General features: G+C 68.7%; 17 protein-coding genes, 1 tRNA gene and 1 riboswitch. Of the genes, 10 read left to right on the top strand and 8 right to left on the bottom strand.

All coding sequences use genetic code 11. From position 1 onward, the window contains the following. Nucleotides 1-122 precede the first annotated feature (122 nt). Nucleotides 123-638: a type II toxin-antitoxin system PemK/MazF family toxin gene (locus ACFVX4_RS04565; protein ID WP_389971830.1), complete on the bottom strand. Its 516-nt coding sequence runs from the start codon at nucleotides 636-638 to the stop codon at nucleotides 123-125. A gap of 177 nt (nucleotides 639-815) precedes the next feature. Between ACFVX4_RS04565 and ACFVX4_RS04560 the strand changes: the two genes are divergently transcribed. Next, entirely contained in the window at nucleotides 816-1,568 is a 753-nt protein-coding gene (locus ACFVX4_RS04560) for an MBL fold metallo-hydrolase (protein WP_389971828.1), read from the top strand. Between the two features lie 75 nt (nucleotides 1,569-1,643). Here the strand turns inward: ACFVX4_RS04560 and ACFVX4_RS04555 are convergent, their stop codons facing one another. Continuing rightward, nucleotides 1,644-2,909: a PTS transporter subunit EIIC gene (locus ACFVX4_RS04555; protein ID WP_266418705.1), complete on the bottom strand. Its 1,266-nt coding sequence runs from the start codon at nucleotides 2,907-2,909 to the stop codon at nucleotides 1,644-1,646. Nucleotides 2,910-3,178: 269 nt separating this feature from the next. After that, the gene (locus tag ACFVX4_RS04550) at nucleotides 3,179-4,489 is read right to left on the bottom strand and encodes a PTS transporter subunit EIIC (protein WP_389971825.1); all 1,311 of its coding nucleotides are present in this window, start codon (nucleotides 4,487-4,489) and stop codon (nucleotides 3,179-3,181) included. A gap of 222 nt (nucleotides 4,490-4,711) precedes the next feature. On the opposite strand from ACFVX4_RS04550, the gene ACFVX4_RS04545 reads away from it, so the two are divergent. The 4 genes from ACFVX4_RS04545 (at nucleotide 4,712) to rdgB (ending at nucleotide 6,953) form a co-directional block, all read left to right on the top strand. After that, nucleotides 4,712-4,945: a glucose PTS transporter subunit EIIB gene (locus ACFVX4_RS04545; RefSeq protein ID WP_014156020.1), complete on the top strand. Its 234-nt coding sequence runs from the start codon at nucleotides 4,712-4,714 to the stop codon at nucleotides 4,943-4,945. Between the two features lie 151 nt (nucleotides 4,946-5,096). Then, the gene (rph, locus tag ACFVX4_RS04540; protein WP_389971823.1) at nucleotides 5,097-5,834 is read left to right on the top strand and encodes a ribonuclease PH; all 738 of its coding nucleotides are present in this window, start codon (nucleotides 5,097-5,099) and stop codon (nucleotides 5,832-5,834) included. Between the two features lie 102 nt (nucleotides 5,835-5,936). Further along, complete coding sequence (locus ACFVX4_RS04535; protein WP_389971821.1) at nucleotides 5,937-6,329, top strand: hypothetical protein; 393 nt, start codon at nucleotides 5,937-5,939, stop codon at nucleotides 6,327-6,329. A 21-nt stretch (nucleotides 6,330-6,350) separates the two neighbouring features. Next, entirely contained in the window at nucleotides 6,351-6,953 is a 603-nt protein-coding gene (gene rdgB, locus ACFVX4_RS04530; RefSeq protein WP_389971819.1) for an RdgB/HAM1 family non-canonical purine NTP pyrophosphatase, read from the top strand. Nucleotides 6,954-7,006: 53 nt separating this feature from the next. Here the strand turns inward: rdgB and ACFVX4_RS04525 are convergent. The 4 genes from ACFVX4_RS04525 to bcp form a co-directional block, all read right to left on the bottom strand. Further along, nucleotides 7,007-7,082 (bottom strand) — tRNA-Leu (locus tag ACFVX4_RS04525). 12 nt (nucleotides 7,083-7,094) lie between these two features. Continuing rightward, nucleotides 7,095-7,934 (bottom strand): HNH endonuclease signature motif containing protein, encoded by an 840-nt coding sequence (locus tag ACFVX4_RS04520; RefSeq protein ID WP_389971817.1) that lies wholly within the window; start codon nucleotides 7,932-7,934, stop codon nucleotides 7,095-7,097. Then, on the bottom strand, nucleotides 7,931-8,557 hold the full coding sequence (locus ACFVX4_RS04515; protein ID WP_389971815.1) for an HNH endonuclease: 627 nt from the start codon (nucleotides 8,555-8,557) through the stop codon (nucleotides 7,931-7,933). Before ACFVX4_RS04515 ends, ACFVX4_RS04520 begins: the two co-directional genes overlap by 4 nt. 162 nt (nucleotides 8,558-8,719) lie before the next feature. Further along, entirely contained in the window at nucleotides 8,720-9,187 is a 468-nt protein-coding gene (gene bcp, locus ACFVX4_RS04510; RefSeq protein WP_389971813.1) for a thioredoxin-dependent thiol peroxidase, read from the bottom strand. Nucleotides 9,188-9,315: 128 nt separating this feature from the next. Here bcp and ACFVX4_RS04505 point away from each other — a divergent pair, with 128 nt between their 5' ends. The 3 genes from ACFVX4_RS04505 (at nucleotide 9,316) to ACFVX4_RS04495 (ending at nucleotide 10,517) form a co-directional block, all read left to right on the top strand. Beyond that, nucleotides 9,316-9,636, top strand: coding sequence for a DUF3618 domain-containing protein (locus tag ACFVX4_RS04505; RefSeq protein WP_389971811.1), 321 nt, complete (start codon nucleotides 9,316-9,318; stop codon nucleotides 9,634-9,636). 61 nt (nucleotides 9,637-9,697) lie between these two features. Beyond that, nucleotides 9,698-10,036: a co-chaperone GroES gene (locus tag ACFVX4_RS04500; protein ID WP_030923137.1), complete on the top strand. Its 339-nt coding sequence runs from the start codon at nucleotides 9,698-9,700 to the stop codon at nucleotides 10,034-10,036. A 56-nt stretch (nucleotides 10,037-10,092) separates the two neighbouring features. After that, nucleotides 10,093-10,157, top strand: a riboswitch (guanidine-III (ykkC-III) riboswitch). A 39-nt stretch (nucleotides 10,158-10,196) separates the two neighbouring features. Continuing rightward, a complete protein-coding gene (locus ACFVX4_RS04495; protein WP_329818232.1) occupies nucleotides 10,197-10,517 on the top strand; it encodes a multidrug efflux SMR transporter in 321 nt (106 codons plus the stop codon). Here the strand turns inward: ACFVX4_RS04495 and ACFVX4_RS04490 are convergent. Next, the gene (locus tag ACFVX4_RS04490) at nucleotides 10,511-13,027 is read right to left on the bottom strand and encodes a transglycosylase domain-containing protein (RefSeq protein WP_389971807.1); all 2,517 of its coding nucleotides are present in this window, start codon (nucleotides 13,025-13,027) and stop codon (nucleotides 10,511-10,513) included. The two genes, ACFVX4_RS04495 and ACFVX4_RS04490, sit on opposite strands and share 7 nt — an antisense overlap. A 178-nt stretch (nucleotides 13,028-13,205) precedes the next feature. Here ACFVX4_RS04490 and ACFVX4_RS04485 point away from each other — a divergent pair, with 178 nt between their 5' ends. Together ACFVX4_RS04485 and ACFVX4_RS04480 are read left to right on the top strand one after the other, a co-directional pair. Then, on the top strand, nucleotides 13,206-14,006 hold the full coding sequence (locus tag ACFVX4_RS04485) for an ABC transporter permease (protein ID WP_389971805.1): 801 nt from the start codon (nucleotides 13,206-13,208) through the stop codon (nucleotides 14,004-14,006). A gap of 19 nt (nucleotides 14,007-14,025) precedes the next feature. Beyond that, complete coding sequence (locus tag ACFVX4_RS04480; RefSeq protein ID WP_389972110.1) at nucleotides 14,026-14,904, top strand: ABC transporter permease; 879 nt, start codon at nucleotides 14,026-14,028, stop codon at nucleotides 14,902-14,904. Nucleotides 14,905-14,906: the final 2 nt, after the last annotated feature.

Genomic DNA, 14,906 nt, shown 5'->3' with positions numbered 1-14,906 from the left:
CCGTGGGAGGTGGACGTGGCAAGTTTGGGGTGGGGGCCCCGGGCCTTGTGGGGGGGGGGGGGCCGGAAGGGCCCCGGGGTGCGGCCACCCCCCCCCCCCCCCCGAGCCCACCCCGCCCCACCTCATCCGAGCCCCCGCACCCGCTCCCACACCGCCGCGTCCACGACCCCCACCCGTCGCCGGAACCCATGTACGGCGACCTCCCGCAGCTCGTCCGTCTCCAGGAAACTCGCCCGCCCCTGCGCATCCCCCACCGTCCCCGCAGGCAGCGCGATCACCCCGGGCCGGTCCTCGTGACGCTTGCTGGTGATCTTCGCGACCAGCGCCGAGTCGCCCCGCACCGACAGCACCAGGCACGGCCGGTCCTTCGCCCCGGGCCCGTCCTCGTACGGCACCTCGGCCCACCAGATCTCGCCCGACCGCGGCCTCCGCTCCGGCCCCGGCCCGCGTCCGGGCCCCGCCGGCGGGCGGGTCCGCCCACCCGGACGCCCACCGGAGCGCGCACCCGCCGTACCCGCCGACCTGCGGGAACGCCCACGAGGCCCGCGCCCGCCCCGCCCCCGCCCATCGGCGACCGCCGCGACGAGCGCGAGCAGCACCACAAGAACGAGCGCGATCCACCACCAGGACATGTCCATGTCCCGACCGTACCGGCGTCACCACCGCTTCCATCGAACCGGTGACAGAGCAGGTGAGTTCCCCCACAACGGACGGCCATGGAGGAGCGACCGGCTGTTTCGCGCCTTACGCTCGACAAACCGCTCAACAGACCGCACGAACCCTCCCCGTTCCCACGTCTCGGAGGTTCACGCTCCATGAAGCTCACCGTCGTCGGCTGCTCCGGCTCGTTCCCGTCCGCGGGATCAGCGTGTTCGAGCTACCTCGTAGAGGCCGACGGCTTCAGGCTGCTCCTCGACATGGGCAACGGCGCCCTCGGCGAGCTGCAGCGCCATGTCGGTCTCTACGACCTCGACGCCATCTTCCTCAGCCACCTCCATGCCGATCACTGCATCGACATGTGCGCGTACTTCGTCGTCCGCTACTACCGGCACGACGGGGGCCGTCCCGCCCCCCTCCCGGTCTACGGGCCCGACGGCACCGAGCAGCGGCTGACCACCGCCCACGCCGACACACCGTCCGAGCACGCGATGAGCGAGGTCTTCGACTTCCACACGCTGAAGCCGGGATCGTTCGAGATCGGCCCCTTCTCGGTCCGTACGGAGAAGGTCTGCCACCCCGTCGAGACCTTCGCGATCCGGATCGAGCACGGCGGCCGCTCGCTGGCGTACTCCGGTGACACGGGGATCTGCGAGGCCCTGGACGAACTCGCCGAGGGCGTCGACCTGTTCCTGTGTGAAGCATCGTTCATCGATGGCAAGGAGGACATCCCGGACCTCCACCTCAACGGCCGCGAGGCGGGCGAGACCGCCGCCCGCGCCGGAGTGGGGCGCCTCGTCCTGACCCACATCCCGCCGTGGACCGACGCCGACCGCAACCTGGCCGACGCCCGCACGGTCTTCCACGGACCGGCGGAGGTAGCGGTGCCGGGAGCGGTGTACGAGATCTAGGGTCTTTCGGCCGCACGATGAAGCCCTCACCTCCCGCCGTGGGAGATGAGGGCTTCGTCGTGCGGTGGGCGAGGGTTACTTCGCCTCGGCCTTGAGGAGCTCGGCGAGCTCCTCGTCGGACTCACGGCCCGGAGTGGGCAGGTTGAACTTGGTGATCGCGAAGCGGAAGACCGCGTAGTAGACCACCGCGAAGCAGAGGCCGACCAGCACCAGCAACCACGGTTTGCTCGCGATGCCGAGGTTCAGGAAGAAGTCGACGGCACCCGCGGAGAAGCCGAAGCCGTCCTTCATGCCGAGCCCCCAGGTGAGGGCCATGGAAACACCGGTGAGTACCGCGTGGATCGCGTACAGCACCGGGGCGATGAACATGAACGTGAACTCGATCGGCTCGGTGACACCGGTCACGAACGCGGTGAGCGCGAGCGAGAACATCATGCCGCCGACGACCTTGCGGCGCTCCGGACGGGCGCAGTGCACGATCGCGAGGCACGCGGCCGGGAGGGCGAACATCATGATCGGGAAGAAGCCGGTCATGAACTGTCCGGCCGTCGGGTCACCGGCCAGGAAGCGGTTGATGTCGCCGCTCTTGCCGTGGTACTCACCGGCCTGGAACCACGGGAACGAGTTCAGCAGGTGGTGCATGCCGACGGGGATCAGCGCACGGTTGGCGACACCGAAGATGCCCGCGCCGACCGCGCCGGAACCGACCAGCCACTCGCCGAAGTTGTGCAGCCCGGTGCCGAGCACCGGCCAGATGTAACCGAAGACGACGCCGATGACCAGACCCGCGAAGGCGGAGAGGATCGGGACCAGGCGGCGGCCGCCGAAGAAGCCCGCCCAGGCGGGCAGCTTCGTCCGGTAGAACTTCTGGTAGAGCAGCGCGACGACGATGCCCATCACCACACCACCGAGGACCTTGGCGTCCACGGGGGCGTCCGTCATGACTATCTTGCCGTCGACCACCGTCGCGACCTGCGGAAGGTTGCTGTCGGTGAAGGTGGCGAGCACCTTCTGGAAGACCAGGTAGCCGGTGACGGCCGCGAGTGCGGTCGAACCGTCCGACTTCTTGGCGAAGCCGATCGCGATGCCGACGGCGAACAGCAGCGCCATGTTGTCGAGGATCGCGTTGCCACCCGCGTCCATGAAGCTCGCGATCTTGGTGACGAAGTCCGGGAACGAGGCCCTGCCGAGCATGTCGTCGTGGCCGAGACGCACCAGGAGCGCGGCCGCCGGCAGCACCGCGACCGGCAGCATGAGGCTGCGGCCGATGCGCTGCATGACCGACATCACGCCGGCACCCTTCTTCTTGGTGACCGCGGGTGCGGTGTCTGCCGTGGACATCAACTTCCTCCATGGGGCAAGGCGCCGCCCAGGTCGTTGAGGGGGGAGGCGGCGACTCGAGAAACGCGGCAGAACGCCACGTGGTCTGGACCACTCAGTGGTGTAGACCAGTTTTAACACGGTGAGCTACAGATAAGGAACCTGCAAATTCCGATTACTTCGCATGAGCTATCACACACGCTCGGTGACATGCCGAAGGCCCCTGGACCGCGTGGGTCCGAGGGCCTTCGAGGGACTGCTCAGGACGGGCCGAATACCCGTCCGACGTGCTATTTCGTGAGGTTCCTCTCGATCTCCTCCTCCAGTTCGTCGGGCTCGCGGCCCGGCGTCTGGAGATTGAATTTGGTGATCGCGAACCGGAAGATCACGTAGTACACGGCCGCGAATACCAGGCCGATCGGAATGATCAGCCAGGGTTTGGTCGCCAGGCTCCAGTTGATGACGTAGTCGATCAGACCCGCCGAGAAACTGAAGCCGTCCTTGACCCCGAGTGCCCATGTCACCGCCATCGAGACACCGGTGAGCACCGCGTGGATGCCGTACAGCAGGGGCGCGACGAAGAGGAACGAGTACTCGATCGGCTCGGTGATGCCCGTCACGAACGACGTCAGGCCGACCGAGAGCATCATGCCGCCGACCGCCTTGCGGCGATGCGGCTTGGCGCAGTGGTAGATCGCCAGCGCCGCCGCGGGGAGGGCGAACATCATGATCGGGAAGAAGCCCGAGGTGAACTGGCCGGCCGTCGGGTCGCCCGCCAGGAAGCGGTTGATGTCACCGTGCACGACCGTGCCGTCCGGCTTGGTGAAGTCGCCGAACTGGAACCAGACGAACGTGTTCAGGAACTGGTGGAGGCCGATGACCAGCAACGCGCGGTTGGCGAGACCGAAGATGCCGGAGCCCACCCAGTCCAGGTCCACCAGCCACTTGGAGAAGCTGGTCAGGCCGTCACCGATCGGCTGCCACAGCCAGGCGCACAGGCCCGCGAAGAGGAGGCCGACGAAGGCCATGATGATCGGGACCAGCCGGCGGCCGTTGAAGAAGCCCAGCCAGTCCACCAGCTTGACCCGGTGATACCGCTGCCAGAACCAGGCGGACAGCAGGCCCATCACGATGCCGCCGAACACGCCGGGGTTCTGGTACTCGGCGGCCGTGACCTTGGCGTCGCCGGTCACGCAGGTGCCGAACCAGGTGCCGCCCGAGGTGAACGTCGAACCCGGGGCGCAGTCCACCGGGAAGGCGTGCAGCACCGCGTAATAGACGAGGAAGCCGGCCACCGCGGCGAGCGCGGTCGAGCCGTCCGACTTCTTCGCCATGCCGATCGCGACACCGATGCAGAACAGCAGCGGAAGGCCGAGGCCCGAGTCGAGCAACGCACCGCCCGCGGCCGCGAACACCTTGGCGATGTTGTTCCAGCCCAGGCCCTCGTCGCCGAATACGTCCGGCTGGCCCAACCGGTTGAGAATGCCGGCGGCCGGCAGCACGGCGATCGGGAGCTGGAGGCTGCGGCCCATCTTCTGGAGGCCCTGGAAGAGGCCGTTCCACCACGTCTTCTGTGGCACTGCGGCGCTGCTTGAGCTCATCGGCATCCTCCCGGAACACGGTGCGTTCGGCGGTCGTTGCAGACTGGTGTAGACCAATTGAGGTACGGTGCGTAACCCGGCTGGAAGACAGGGCGCCGGTGATCGTCATCATTGGGGACGGTCCGGCCACCCGCTCGCGAAGCTGGGCCAAACGTGCGTTACGGTGACGAAACGGACCCAGGGTGGGCCGTCGCACGCATGTGAAGAACCAGGGAGAAGGCCATGGCCAGCAAGGCTGAGAAGATCGTCGCCGGGCTCGGCGGTATCGAGAACATCGACGAGATCGAAGGCTGCATCACCCGCCTCCGCACCGAGGTCCACGACCCGAGCAAGGTCGACGAAGCCGCGCTCAAGGCCGCCGGAGCCCACGGAGTCGTGAAGATGGGCACCGCGATCCAGGTCGTCATCGGCACCGACGCCGACCCCATCGCCGCCGACATCGAAGACATGATGTGACCGGCCGCCGGACCCCCCGCTGAGCCGACCGCTCGGCACCGTACAGGCCCCGCCCACCCGGACGGGGCCTGCGCCGCACCCGGACGGCGGCGGACCGGGACCGCCACGCACCCGAACGGACGCCACCCCCGCACCCGATAAAGTCGACGCCATGTCTCGTATCGACGGCCGCACCCCCGAACAGCTCCGCCCCGTCACCATCGAACGCGGATGGAGCAAGCACGCCGAAGGCTCCGTACTCATCTCCTTCGGCGACACCAAGGTCTTCTGCACCGCCTCCGTCACCGAAGGCGTCCCCCGCTGGCGCAAGGGCAGCGGCGAAGGCTGGGTCACCGCCGAATACTCCATGCTGCCCCGCTCCACCAACACCCGCGGCGACCGCGAATCCGTCCGCGGCAAGATCGGCGGCCGCACCCACGAGATCAGCCGCCTCATCGGCCGCTCCCTGCGCGCGGTCATCGACTACAAGGCGCTCGGCGAGAACACCATCGTCCTCGACTGCGACGTCCTCCAGGCCGACGGCGGCACCCGCACCGCCGCCATCACCGGCGCCTACGTCGCCCTCGCCGACGCCGTCACCTGGGCCCAGCACAAGAAGATCGTCAAGCACGGCCGCAAGCCGCTGACCGACACCGTCTCCGCGATCAGCGTCGGCATCGTCGACGGCACCCCCCTCCTCGACCTCTGCTACGAGGAGGACGTCCGCGCCGAGACCGACATGAACGTCGTCTGCACCGGCGACGGCCGCTTCGTCGAGGTCCAGGGCACCGCCGAGGCCACCCCCTTCGACCGCAAGGAACTGGGCGCCCTCCTCGACCTCGCCACGGCCGGTTGCGCGGACCTGACCGCCATCCAGCACGAGGCCCTCGCCCACACCCTCGGCGAGTAAAGAAGCAACCAAGTACGCACCACAGCGCGTCGTTACGAACACGGGCGCACGGGTCGAACCGTGCGCCCGTCCGCGTATCCGCATCCGGGGAGGAACCGCACCATGGCCAAGGCCGCCCGCCATCGCCGCATCACCGTCGCGCTGACCCTGACCGCCCTCGCCCTCACCGCCGCGTCCGGCTGCGGCGCCGTCGACAAGGCGCTGGACTGTGTCCGCACCGCCGACGCCATCGCCACCAGCGTCGACAACCTCCAGCAGGCGGTCTCCAACGCCACCAGCGACCCCACACAGGCCTCCGAAGCCCTCGACGAGATCGAGAAGGACCTCGGCGACCTCGGCGACAAGACCGACAACGCCGACCTCGGCAAGGCCGTCGACGACCTCCGGACGGGCGTCGGCAACGTCCGCGACTCCATCGACAAGGGCGACGCCACCCCCGACATCACCCCGGTCACCGACGCCGCCGCGGAAATCGGCAAGGTCTGCACGCCCTGACCACCCCCGATACTGGGTGACATGACCCGCCTCATCCTCGCCACCCGCAATGCCGGGAAGATCACCGAACTCCACGCGATCCTCGCCGACGCCGGCCTCACCCATGAGCTCGTCGGCGCGGACGCGTACCCCCACGTCCCCGACGTCAAGGAGACCGGCGTCACCTTCGCCGAGAACGCCCTGCTCAAGGCCCACGCCCTCGCCAAGGCCACCGGCCTCCCCGCCGTCGCCGACGACTCCGGCCTCTGCGTGGACGTGCTCGGCGGCGCCCCCGGCATCTTCTCCGCCCGCTGGGCCGGCACCCATGGCGACGACAAGGCCAACCTGGACCTGCTCCTGGCCCAGCTCTCCGACATCGACGCGGCCCACCGCGGCGCCCACTTCGCCTGCGCGGCCGCCCTCGCCCTGCCCGACGGCACGGAACGCGTGGTCGAGGGCCGTCTGACGGGCACCCTGCGCCACACCCCGTCCGGCACGAACGGCTTCGGCTACGACCCGATCCTCCAGCCCGAGGGCGACACCCGCACCTGCGCGGAACTGACCCCGGCGGAGAAGAACGCGATCAGCCACCGGGGCAAGGCGTTCCGGGCACTGGTGCCGGTGGTGCGGGAGCTGGTGGGGTGAGACGGAGAATGGCCGTCACCTTCGGAGCGAAGGTGACGGCCACTCTCTACCTGTGGGCCCGGTGGGACTCGAACCCACGACACACCGGACCTAAACCGGCGCCCTCTAGGCCAGCTGGGGTACGGACCCATCGGCCCCACTCTACTGTGCGACGCTGCGTCGCTTCGAGAAGGTTTCGGTCTGGCTGTGGCAGGACGGGCACAAGTACCGGAGGTTCTCCAGGCGGTTGTCGAGCCGATCGCCGTTGATGTGGTCGATCTCCAGAACGAGGCGGTTCCCTCGCCATGTCTCACCGGTTCCGCATCTTGCACATCTGCGAGGAACCTCGATGTCGTCGAGTGCTCTTCGCAGGAGTGCCGTGCTCGTTCGGGACGCTCCGGATTCCAGGCGCCGAAGGATCTCGGCTGAGGGCTTGCGATATGGGGAGCGCGTGCCACGGCAGTGGCTTTGACCGGAGAAGTGAGCGGTCGACAGACCGTATGCCTTGATGTCCCGCTTCAGTCGGGCGCGAGCGCCACCGTTGTCGACCTGGCCCAGGGCCCTCAGGGCGCCGGCCAGGCTGCGGGACGCGGCGACGGCGGTCGCAAGTTCGTGGCGTGGGGTGGAAGGCGTTCCGTACCTTCGGCCGCTGGTGAAGTGGGAGGTGTCGATGTCGAGACGGTCAATCTTTCTGCGCAGGTAGCCGTAGGGACTGTCGCTTGGGGCCAGACCCATGTACTCGAACATTTCCCGGATGCTGTGCGAGTGGGCGGCTGCTTCGGCGAGAAGCTCCTTCGGGTACGCGTGCCGCTCTCGGTTCGGCAGGGCCTCCTCGGCGAAGTGGGACGTGTCGATGCCGTAGTGCTTGAGCCGGTCGCGCACGTAACGGAGCGACCTGCTACCCAGTGGCGCATCAAGGCGGCGCAGGACGTCGACGAGGCTGGTCGCCGTGGCCGCGGCCCGTTCGAGCAGGTCGCGAGGGTATTTGTTCTGGTCGCTCATGCTGACCTCCTGCGTTTGCGACCGCGATAAGTGTCAGTCGCCGCATGGCAGTTGGGGCAGAGGAGCTGGATGTTCTCCGGACGATTGTCCCACCAATCGCCGTTTATGTGATCCACTTCGAGCCGGAGCGGTTGGCCCAGCCATTCTCCTTCGTTGCCGCACGCGGCACAGGAATCCTCAACCCCATTGCGGATCAGTTCGCGACGCAGCCGTCCGCCGGGGGTCCTGCCGTCCGACGGGGAGCCGAGAATCAGTGGGTTCCCCAGGGCCCCTTTGGGCCTGCGCGGAGGCGTACGCAAGAAATGTGATGTATCGATGCGAAGCGCCGCTATGCGGCGGCTGATGTGCGCCTGATTGCCGCCCACAGGGCTGATGCCCAGTCTGCGTACTACTTCGGCCACGCTCTTGGAGCGGGCGACGAGTTCACGCAGTATCTCTTCGGTGTGGCGCACCCTTGTGTCAGTGAAGTGCGAGATATCCACCCCCGCCTCGGCCATCTTGCTCCGCAGATAGCTCCGGCTCCCCGGCGTCGGTGTTCCCCCGCACCAGCGGACCGCATCGTTCGCGTTCGTGGTCTCCCGCGCCGCCTCTTCGAGTAACTCGCGGGTGTATCGAACCGCCACGTTCCCCTCCGTATCCGGCCGCGTGTTCGTGGCCTCGTACGGATCAACGAGCCATTTATCGGAGTGTCACGTCCGATATCCGACAAGATGTGGAATGCCCTGTGCCGCTTCGGTCGAGGCCGAAGCGGCACAGGGCATTCCGGGGGCCGGGCGACGGTCGGGTCAGATGCCGAGGTCCTTGATGATCTTGGCTACGTGGCCGGTGGCCTTGACGTTGTAGAGGGCGCGCTCGACCTTGCCCTCCTCGTCCACGACGATCGTGGAGCGGATGACGCCCGTCACCGTTTTGCCGTAGAGCTTCTTCTCGCCGAAGGCGCCGTATGCCTCAAGGGTCTCCTTGGACGGGTCGCCGACCAGGGTGACCTTGAGGTTTTCCTGCTCGCGGAACTTGGCGAGCTTCTCGGGCTTGTCGGGGGAGACGCCGATGACGTCGTATCCGGCACCGGCGAGCAGCTCCAGGTTGTCGGTGAAGTCGCAGGCCTGCTTGGTGCAGCCGGGGGTGAGGGCGGCCGGGTAGAAGTAGACGATGACCTTGCGGCCCTTGTGGTCGGCGAGCGAGATCTCGTTGCCGTCGGCGTCGGGGAGAGTGAAGGCGGGGGCGGTGTCGCCGGGCTGGAGTCGCTCGCTCATGGTTCTCCTCAGGTGGCACGTGGGGTGTACGGGACCGAGCGTAATAGGGGTGCCGCCGGGTGCGCGGACGGTCGAGCTGACAGACTGTCGATGAAGGTTTACCGGACGAGGACCACGGAGGCGGCGCAGTGTCGGATGCCAGGACCCCTGCGCAGATCGAGGCGGACATCATCAGCAGGCGCGAGCAGCTTGCGGTGGTGCTCGATGAGATCGGGGTGCGGGTGCACCCGGATACGATCATGGGTGATGTGAAGGCCAAGGCCGCCGAGGCCGTGGACCGGACGGCCGGGCGGGCTTTCGTCGCGGTGAACCGGGCGGTGTCGGACGTGAGGGCACAGTTCGTGTCCGAGGACGGGGCCCCGCGGCTGGAGCGGGTGATTCCGGCGGCGCTGTTCGCGGTGGGTGTCGTGGGTCTGGTCGTGGCGTCGAAGCGGCGCCGGAAGAGCTGATGCCGCGGCCCGTGCACCCCGGAGGGGTGCGTGGCTGCGGTGGGCAGGTAGGTTGCGGGGCGTGAGCGAGAACACCGACGACAAACTGCCCATCCGCATGCTGCACGACCGCGTGCTGGTCCGGTCCGATACGCCCGAGGGCGAGCGGCGTTCCGGTGGCGGCATCCTGATTCCGGCGACGGCCGCGGTCGGCCGCCGGCTGGCCTGGGCCGTGGTGGTCGCGGTGGGTCAGAACGTGCGGACGGTGGAGCCGGGCGACCGGGTGCTGTACGACCCCGAGGATCGTGCGGAGGTCGAGGTGCGCGGTGTGGCGTACGTGCTGATGCGCGAGCGCGACCTGCATGCGGTGGCGGCGGACCGGTTCGAGGGGTCGGTGGATTCGACCGGGTTGTATCTGTAGACGGCAGTAGTGGTGAGTGGGGCCTGGTGACCGGTGTCACCAGGCCTTTTGCATGTTCTTTGCTACGGTGGGGTGACCCCGACGAGACGCGCCGTACCGGGCTTCGAAAAGACGACGCACCCGTGTTGTTCGCGTGTTCTGTCTCGTCGGAGGTGCCGTCATGGCCTGGGTTCTGCTCGTTGTCGCCGGTCTGCTGGAAGTGGCCTGGTCGATCGGGATGAAGTACACCGAGGGGTTCACCCGGTTGTGGCCGAGCGTGTTCACCGGCCTCGGGATCGTGGCGAGCATGGTGATGCTGTCCCATGCGGCCAGGACGCTGCCGATCGGTACGGCGTACGGCGTGTGGGTCGGTATCGGTGCGGCCGGTGCGGCGATTCTGGGCATGGTGGTGCTGAACGAGCCGGTGACCGCCGCCCGGATCTTCTTCGTCTGTCTGTTGCTGGTCGCCGTCGTGGGGCTGAAGGCGACCTCGGGTCACTGACGCGGGGCCGGGGTGCCCCGGGTGCCGGGGAGGAGTGCGTTGTCGTTCCCGCCGATGCCGTTCCCGCCGACGTTGTTCCCGCCCGCGCCCGCGCCCGCGCCCGCGCCCCCGCCGTTGTCGCCGCCGCGGGGGTCGCCGTTGTCACCGCCGCCGTTCTGCGCGCCGCCGTGGTCCGTCGTGCCGCCGACCGGGCTGCCGGTCTCCGTGCCGCTGGTGGCCGGTTCGCTGCTTCCGGGGGTCGACGGGCTGCCGGGCGGGGTGCTTCCGGGGCTGCTGGGCGGGGTGCTGGAGGTGGTTTCGGAGGGCGTTCCGGTGTTCTCGGGGCTGGTTTCCCCGTCGGTGGGCGGGGTGGATTCCTCGGCGCCGCGTTCGAGTTCGAGGTCGAAGTTCGTGGCCGTGGTGGAGCGCAGGGCGGCCTCGGTGTACTGGGCCCAGGCCTGGGCGGGTGCGCCGCTGCCGTTGATGCGGGCGAGTCCGAGTGCTCCGTACAGCGGTTTCTGTACGCCGGTCTCGGGGTCCTGGCCCATGACGGCGATGACGGTGGTGAGGTCGGGGGTGTAGCCGGCGAACCAGGCGGCTTTGTCCTCCTCGGCGGTGCCGGTCTTGCCCGCGGCGGGGCGTCCCGCGCCCTGGGCGGCGATGCCGGAGCCGTTCTCCACGACGCTCTGGAGGATCGCGGTCGTGGTGTCGGCGGCTTCGCGGCTGACCGCCTGCTCGGTGTGCCCGCTGTCGGGGAGCTTGAGGTCCTCGCCGTTCTTGCTGATCCGGTCGACGAGGGTGTACGCGCGGTGTCGGCCGTGGTTGGCGAGGGTGGCGTACGCCTCGGTCATGTCGAGGACGCTGGCGGTGGAGACGCCGAGTGCGTTGGACGGGTACGCGGTGAGGTCGGGGGTGTTCTTCGGGAGGCCGAGGTCGATGGCGGTCTGCTTGACCTTGCCGGGGCCGACGTCCTCGGCCATCTGGGCGTAGACGGCGTTGACGGACTTGTCCGTGGCGGTGGAGACGGTGATGGGCCCGTAGCTGATGTCGTCCTCGTTGGCGGGGGCGTACCCGGTGGGTCCGTCGGGGCCCTGGACCATGCGCTTGTTGGTGCCGTCGTAGATGGTGTTGGGGGTGATGCGCCGGCCGTCCTGGGTGGTGGAGCGGTTGGCGACGGCGGAGGTGAAGACGAAGGGTTTGAAGGTGGAGCCGACCTGGTAGTCGCGGCGGGTCGCGTTGTTCACGTACTGCTTGGTGTAGTCGATGCCGCCGTACATGGCGATGACCCGGCCGGTGCCGGGGTCGATGGAGGCGCCGCCGACGCGGACGTTGCGGTCGGCCGTGCGGTCGGGGCTGGTGTGGGACATGACGTTGTCGTCGACGGCCGCGACGAGTGCGTCCTGCTTCTTCTTCTCCAGGGTGGTGGTGATGCGGTAGCCGCCGGTGGCGAGGGTGTTCTCGTCGATGACGTCGTTGCCGGTGAGGTAGTCCTCGACGGCCTGGACGAGGTAGCCGCGCTGTCCGGAGAGCCCGGTGGACGGCTTGACCTTGCCGGGTACGGGGAACTTCATCGCGGCGCGTTCGCCGGCGCCGAGCCACTTCTCCTTGACCATGCCGTCGAGTACGTAGTTCCAGCGTCCGAGGGCCGCGGCCTTGTTCTCGGGGTGGACGACGATGTCGTACGCGCTGGGGGCGTTGAGCAGGGAGGCGAGGTAGGCGCCCTCGGCGGTGGTGATGTCGCCGATGTCCTTGGAGTAGTAGGCCTGGGCGGCGGCCTGGATGCCGTAGGCGTTGCGGCCGAAGTAGCTGGTGTTGAGGTAGCCCTCGAAGATCTGGCTCTTGGACTCCTCGCGGTTGAGCTTGACCGCGATGAAGAACTCCTTGATCTTGCGGATGACGGTCTGTTCCTGGCCGAGGTAGTAGTTCTTGACGTACTGCTGGGTGATCGTCGAGCCGCCCTGCTTGCCCTTGCCGGTGAGCGTGTTGAAGGCCGCGCGGGCCATGGCCTTGAGGTCGACGGCCCGTTCGGAGTAGAAGTCGCGGTCCTCCGCGGCGAGGACGGCGCGCTGGACGGTCAGCGGCACCTGGGCCAGCTTGACGTTCTCCCGGTTGACCTCGCCGGAGCGGGCGAGGACGCTGCCGTCCTTGTAGAGGTAGACGTTGGACTGTGCGGTGGCGCTGGTGTTGGCGGCCGGGATGTCGACGAGTTCGTATCCGGCGATGAAGCCGCCGATCAGGAGCGCGGCGACGAGGAGGACGGCGCCGAGGACCATCCGCCAGGTGGGGACGGCGCGGCGCCATCCGGTGCGCTTGGGGCGCTTGGGCTTCTTCGCCTTGCCGTTCCCGTTGCCCGTACCGCCGGATGCTCCGTCTTCGCCGGGCGTCCCGCCATCGCCGCCCGTACCGCCGGACGCTCCGCCATCGCCGCCCGTACTGCCGGGCGCCCCGGCGGCGCCGTGGGCAGCAGGGTCCCTCGGGGCCCAGCTCCGGGGTTCGTGTTCCCCGCTCGGCTGCTGTGGCTCGTCGCTCATGTCCGTGCAGACTCCTCGGCCGCGGTCAGTTCCCCCATAGTGCCCTTTTCTGCGGAATAAGCACCGGATCGACCCCGAATCGCACCCCGAAAAGCGGTCGCGGCGGCCGTCCCGTTGAACTAGGGTCTTGCGCTTTGGTGTCCAAAGCCGTTGGGCACCCGGCGAGGGGGTGCATGCGGTGCGGCTGTACGCGGTGGTGGCGGCGGGAGGGTTCCGGCGCTACGCCACCTACCGGACCGCCACGGCGGCGGGAGTGTTCACCAATACCGTCTTCGGGTTCATCCTGGCGTACACCTACGTGGCGTTGTGGGACGAGCGCCCGCAGCTCGGCGGCTACGACATGTCTCAGGCGCTCAGCTACGTCTGGCTGGGGCAGGCGCTGCTGATGACCTGTTCCATGATGGGCGGCGGCTTCGAGGACGAGCTGATCGAGCGGATCCGCACCGGCGACATCGCGGTCGATCTCTACCGGCCCGTGGATCTCCAACTGTGGTGGCTCGCAGGCGATCTGGGCCGTGCCGCGTTCCATCTGCTGGGGCGCGGCATCGTGCCGATGCTGGTGGGATCGCTCGCCTTCGATCTGGCGCTGCCGTCGTCGCCGGGGGTGTGGGTGGCCTTCCTCGTCTCGGTGGCGCTCGGCGTCGTGGTGAGTTTCGCGATCCGCTATCTGGTGGCGCTCTCCGCGTTCTGGCTGCTGGACGGGGCGGGGACGGCGCAGATGGCCTGGCTGGCCGGGATGTTCTTCTCCGGGATGCTGCTCCCGCTGACGCTGTTCCCCGGGGTGCTGGGCGACGTGGCGCGGGCGCTGCCGTGGTCGTCGTTGCTCCAGGTGCCGGCCGATGTGTTCCTCGGCAAGTACCCGGGGTGGGAGCTGGTGCGGGCGTACGCCTTCCAGGCGGGCTGGGCGCTGGCGCTGCTGCTGGTGGGGCGGATGGTGCAGTCGGTGGCGACGAGGAGGGTGGTGGTCCAGGGTGGCTGACACGACCGGTGCGGTGGAGGTGGCCGGGGCGGCGGACGCGTCCGGTGGCCGGCCCGCGGACTGGCCCGAGGCGGTGTTCGCCGAACGGTCGAGGCTCGTCGAGGGTGTCCGGGCGTACGGGCTGATCGTGATGATGTGGCTGCGCTCGACGATGGCGTACCGTGCCTCGTTCGCCATGACGGCGTTCGGGAACTTCGCGGCGACCGCCTTCGACTTCGTCACGATCCTGCTGATGTTCTCGCACGTGGACGAGTTGGGCGGCTACACACTGCCCGAGATCGCTCTGCTGTACGGGGTGTCGGGTACCGCGTTCGGCCTCGCCGACCTGGTGCTGGGCTCGATGGACCGGCTGGGCCGGCGGGTGCGCGACGGCACGCTGGACACCCTGCTGGTACGGCCGGCCCCGGTGCTCGCCCAGGTGGCGGCGGACCGGTTCGCGTTGCGCAGGCTGGGGCGTGTGCTCCAGGGGGTGTTGGTGCTGGGGTACGCGCTGGTGACGCTGGACATCGGATGGACGCCGCTGAAGGTGGCGATGGTGCCGATGATGCTGCTGAGCGGGGCGGCGATCTTCGGGGCGCTGTTCGTGGCCGGGGGAGGGTTCCAGTTCGTCGCGCAGGACGCCGCGCAGGTGCAGAACTCCTTCACGTACGGCGGGAACACGCTGCTCCAGTACCCGCCGTCGGTCTTCGCGAAGGACCTGGTGCGCGGCGTGACGTTCGTGGTGCCGCTGGCCTTCGCGAACTGGCTGCCCGCGCTGTACGTGCTGGGCCGGGAGTACCCGCTGGGGCTGCCGGACTGGGTGGCGTTCCTGCCCCCGGTGGTGGCGGGTCTGTGCTGGCTGCTCGCCGGTCTGGCCTGGCGCTCGGGCCTGCGCGCGTACCGCAGCACCGGAAGTTGATC

It is taken from the genome of Streptomyces sp. NPDC058240 (assembly GCF_042882135.1).
Classification (GTDB): Bacteria; Actinomycetota; Actinomycetes; order Streptomycetales; family Streptomycetaceae; genus Streptomyces.
The sequence above is the reverse complement of the archived record's forward strand: the minus strand, read 5'-3'. Positions and strand labels throughout refer to the sequence as shown.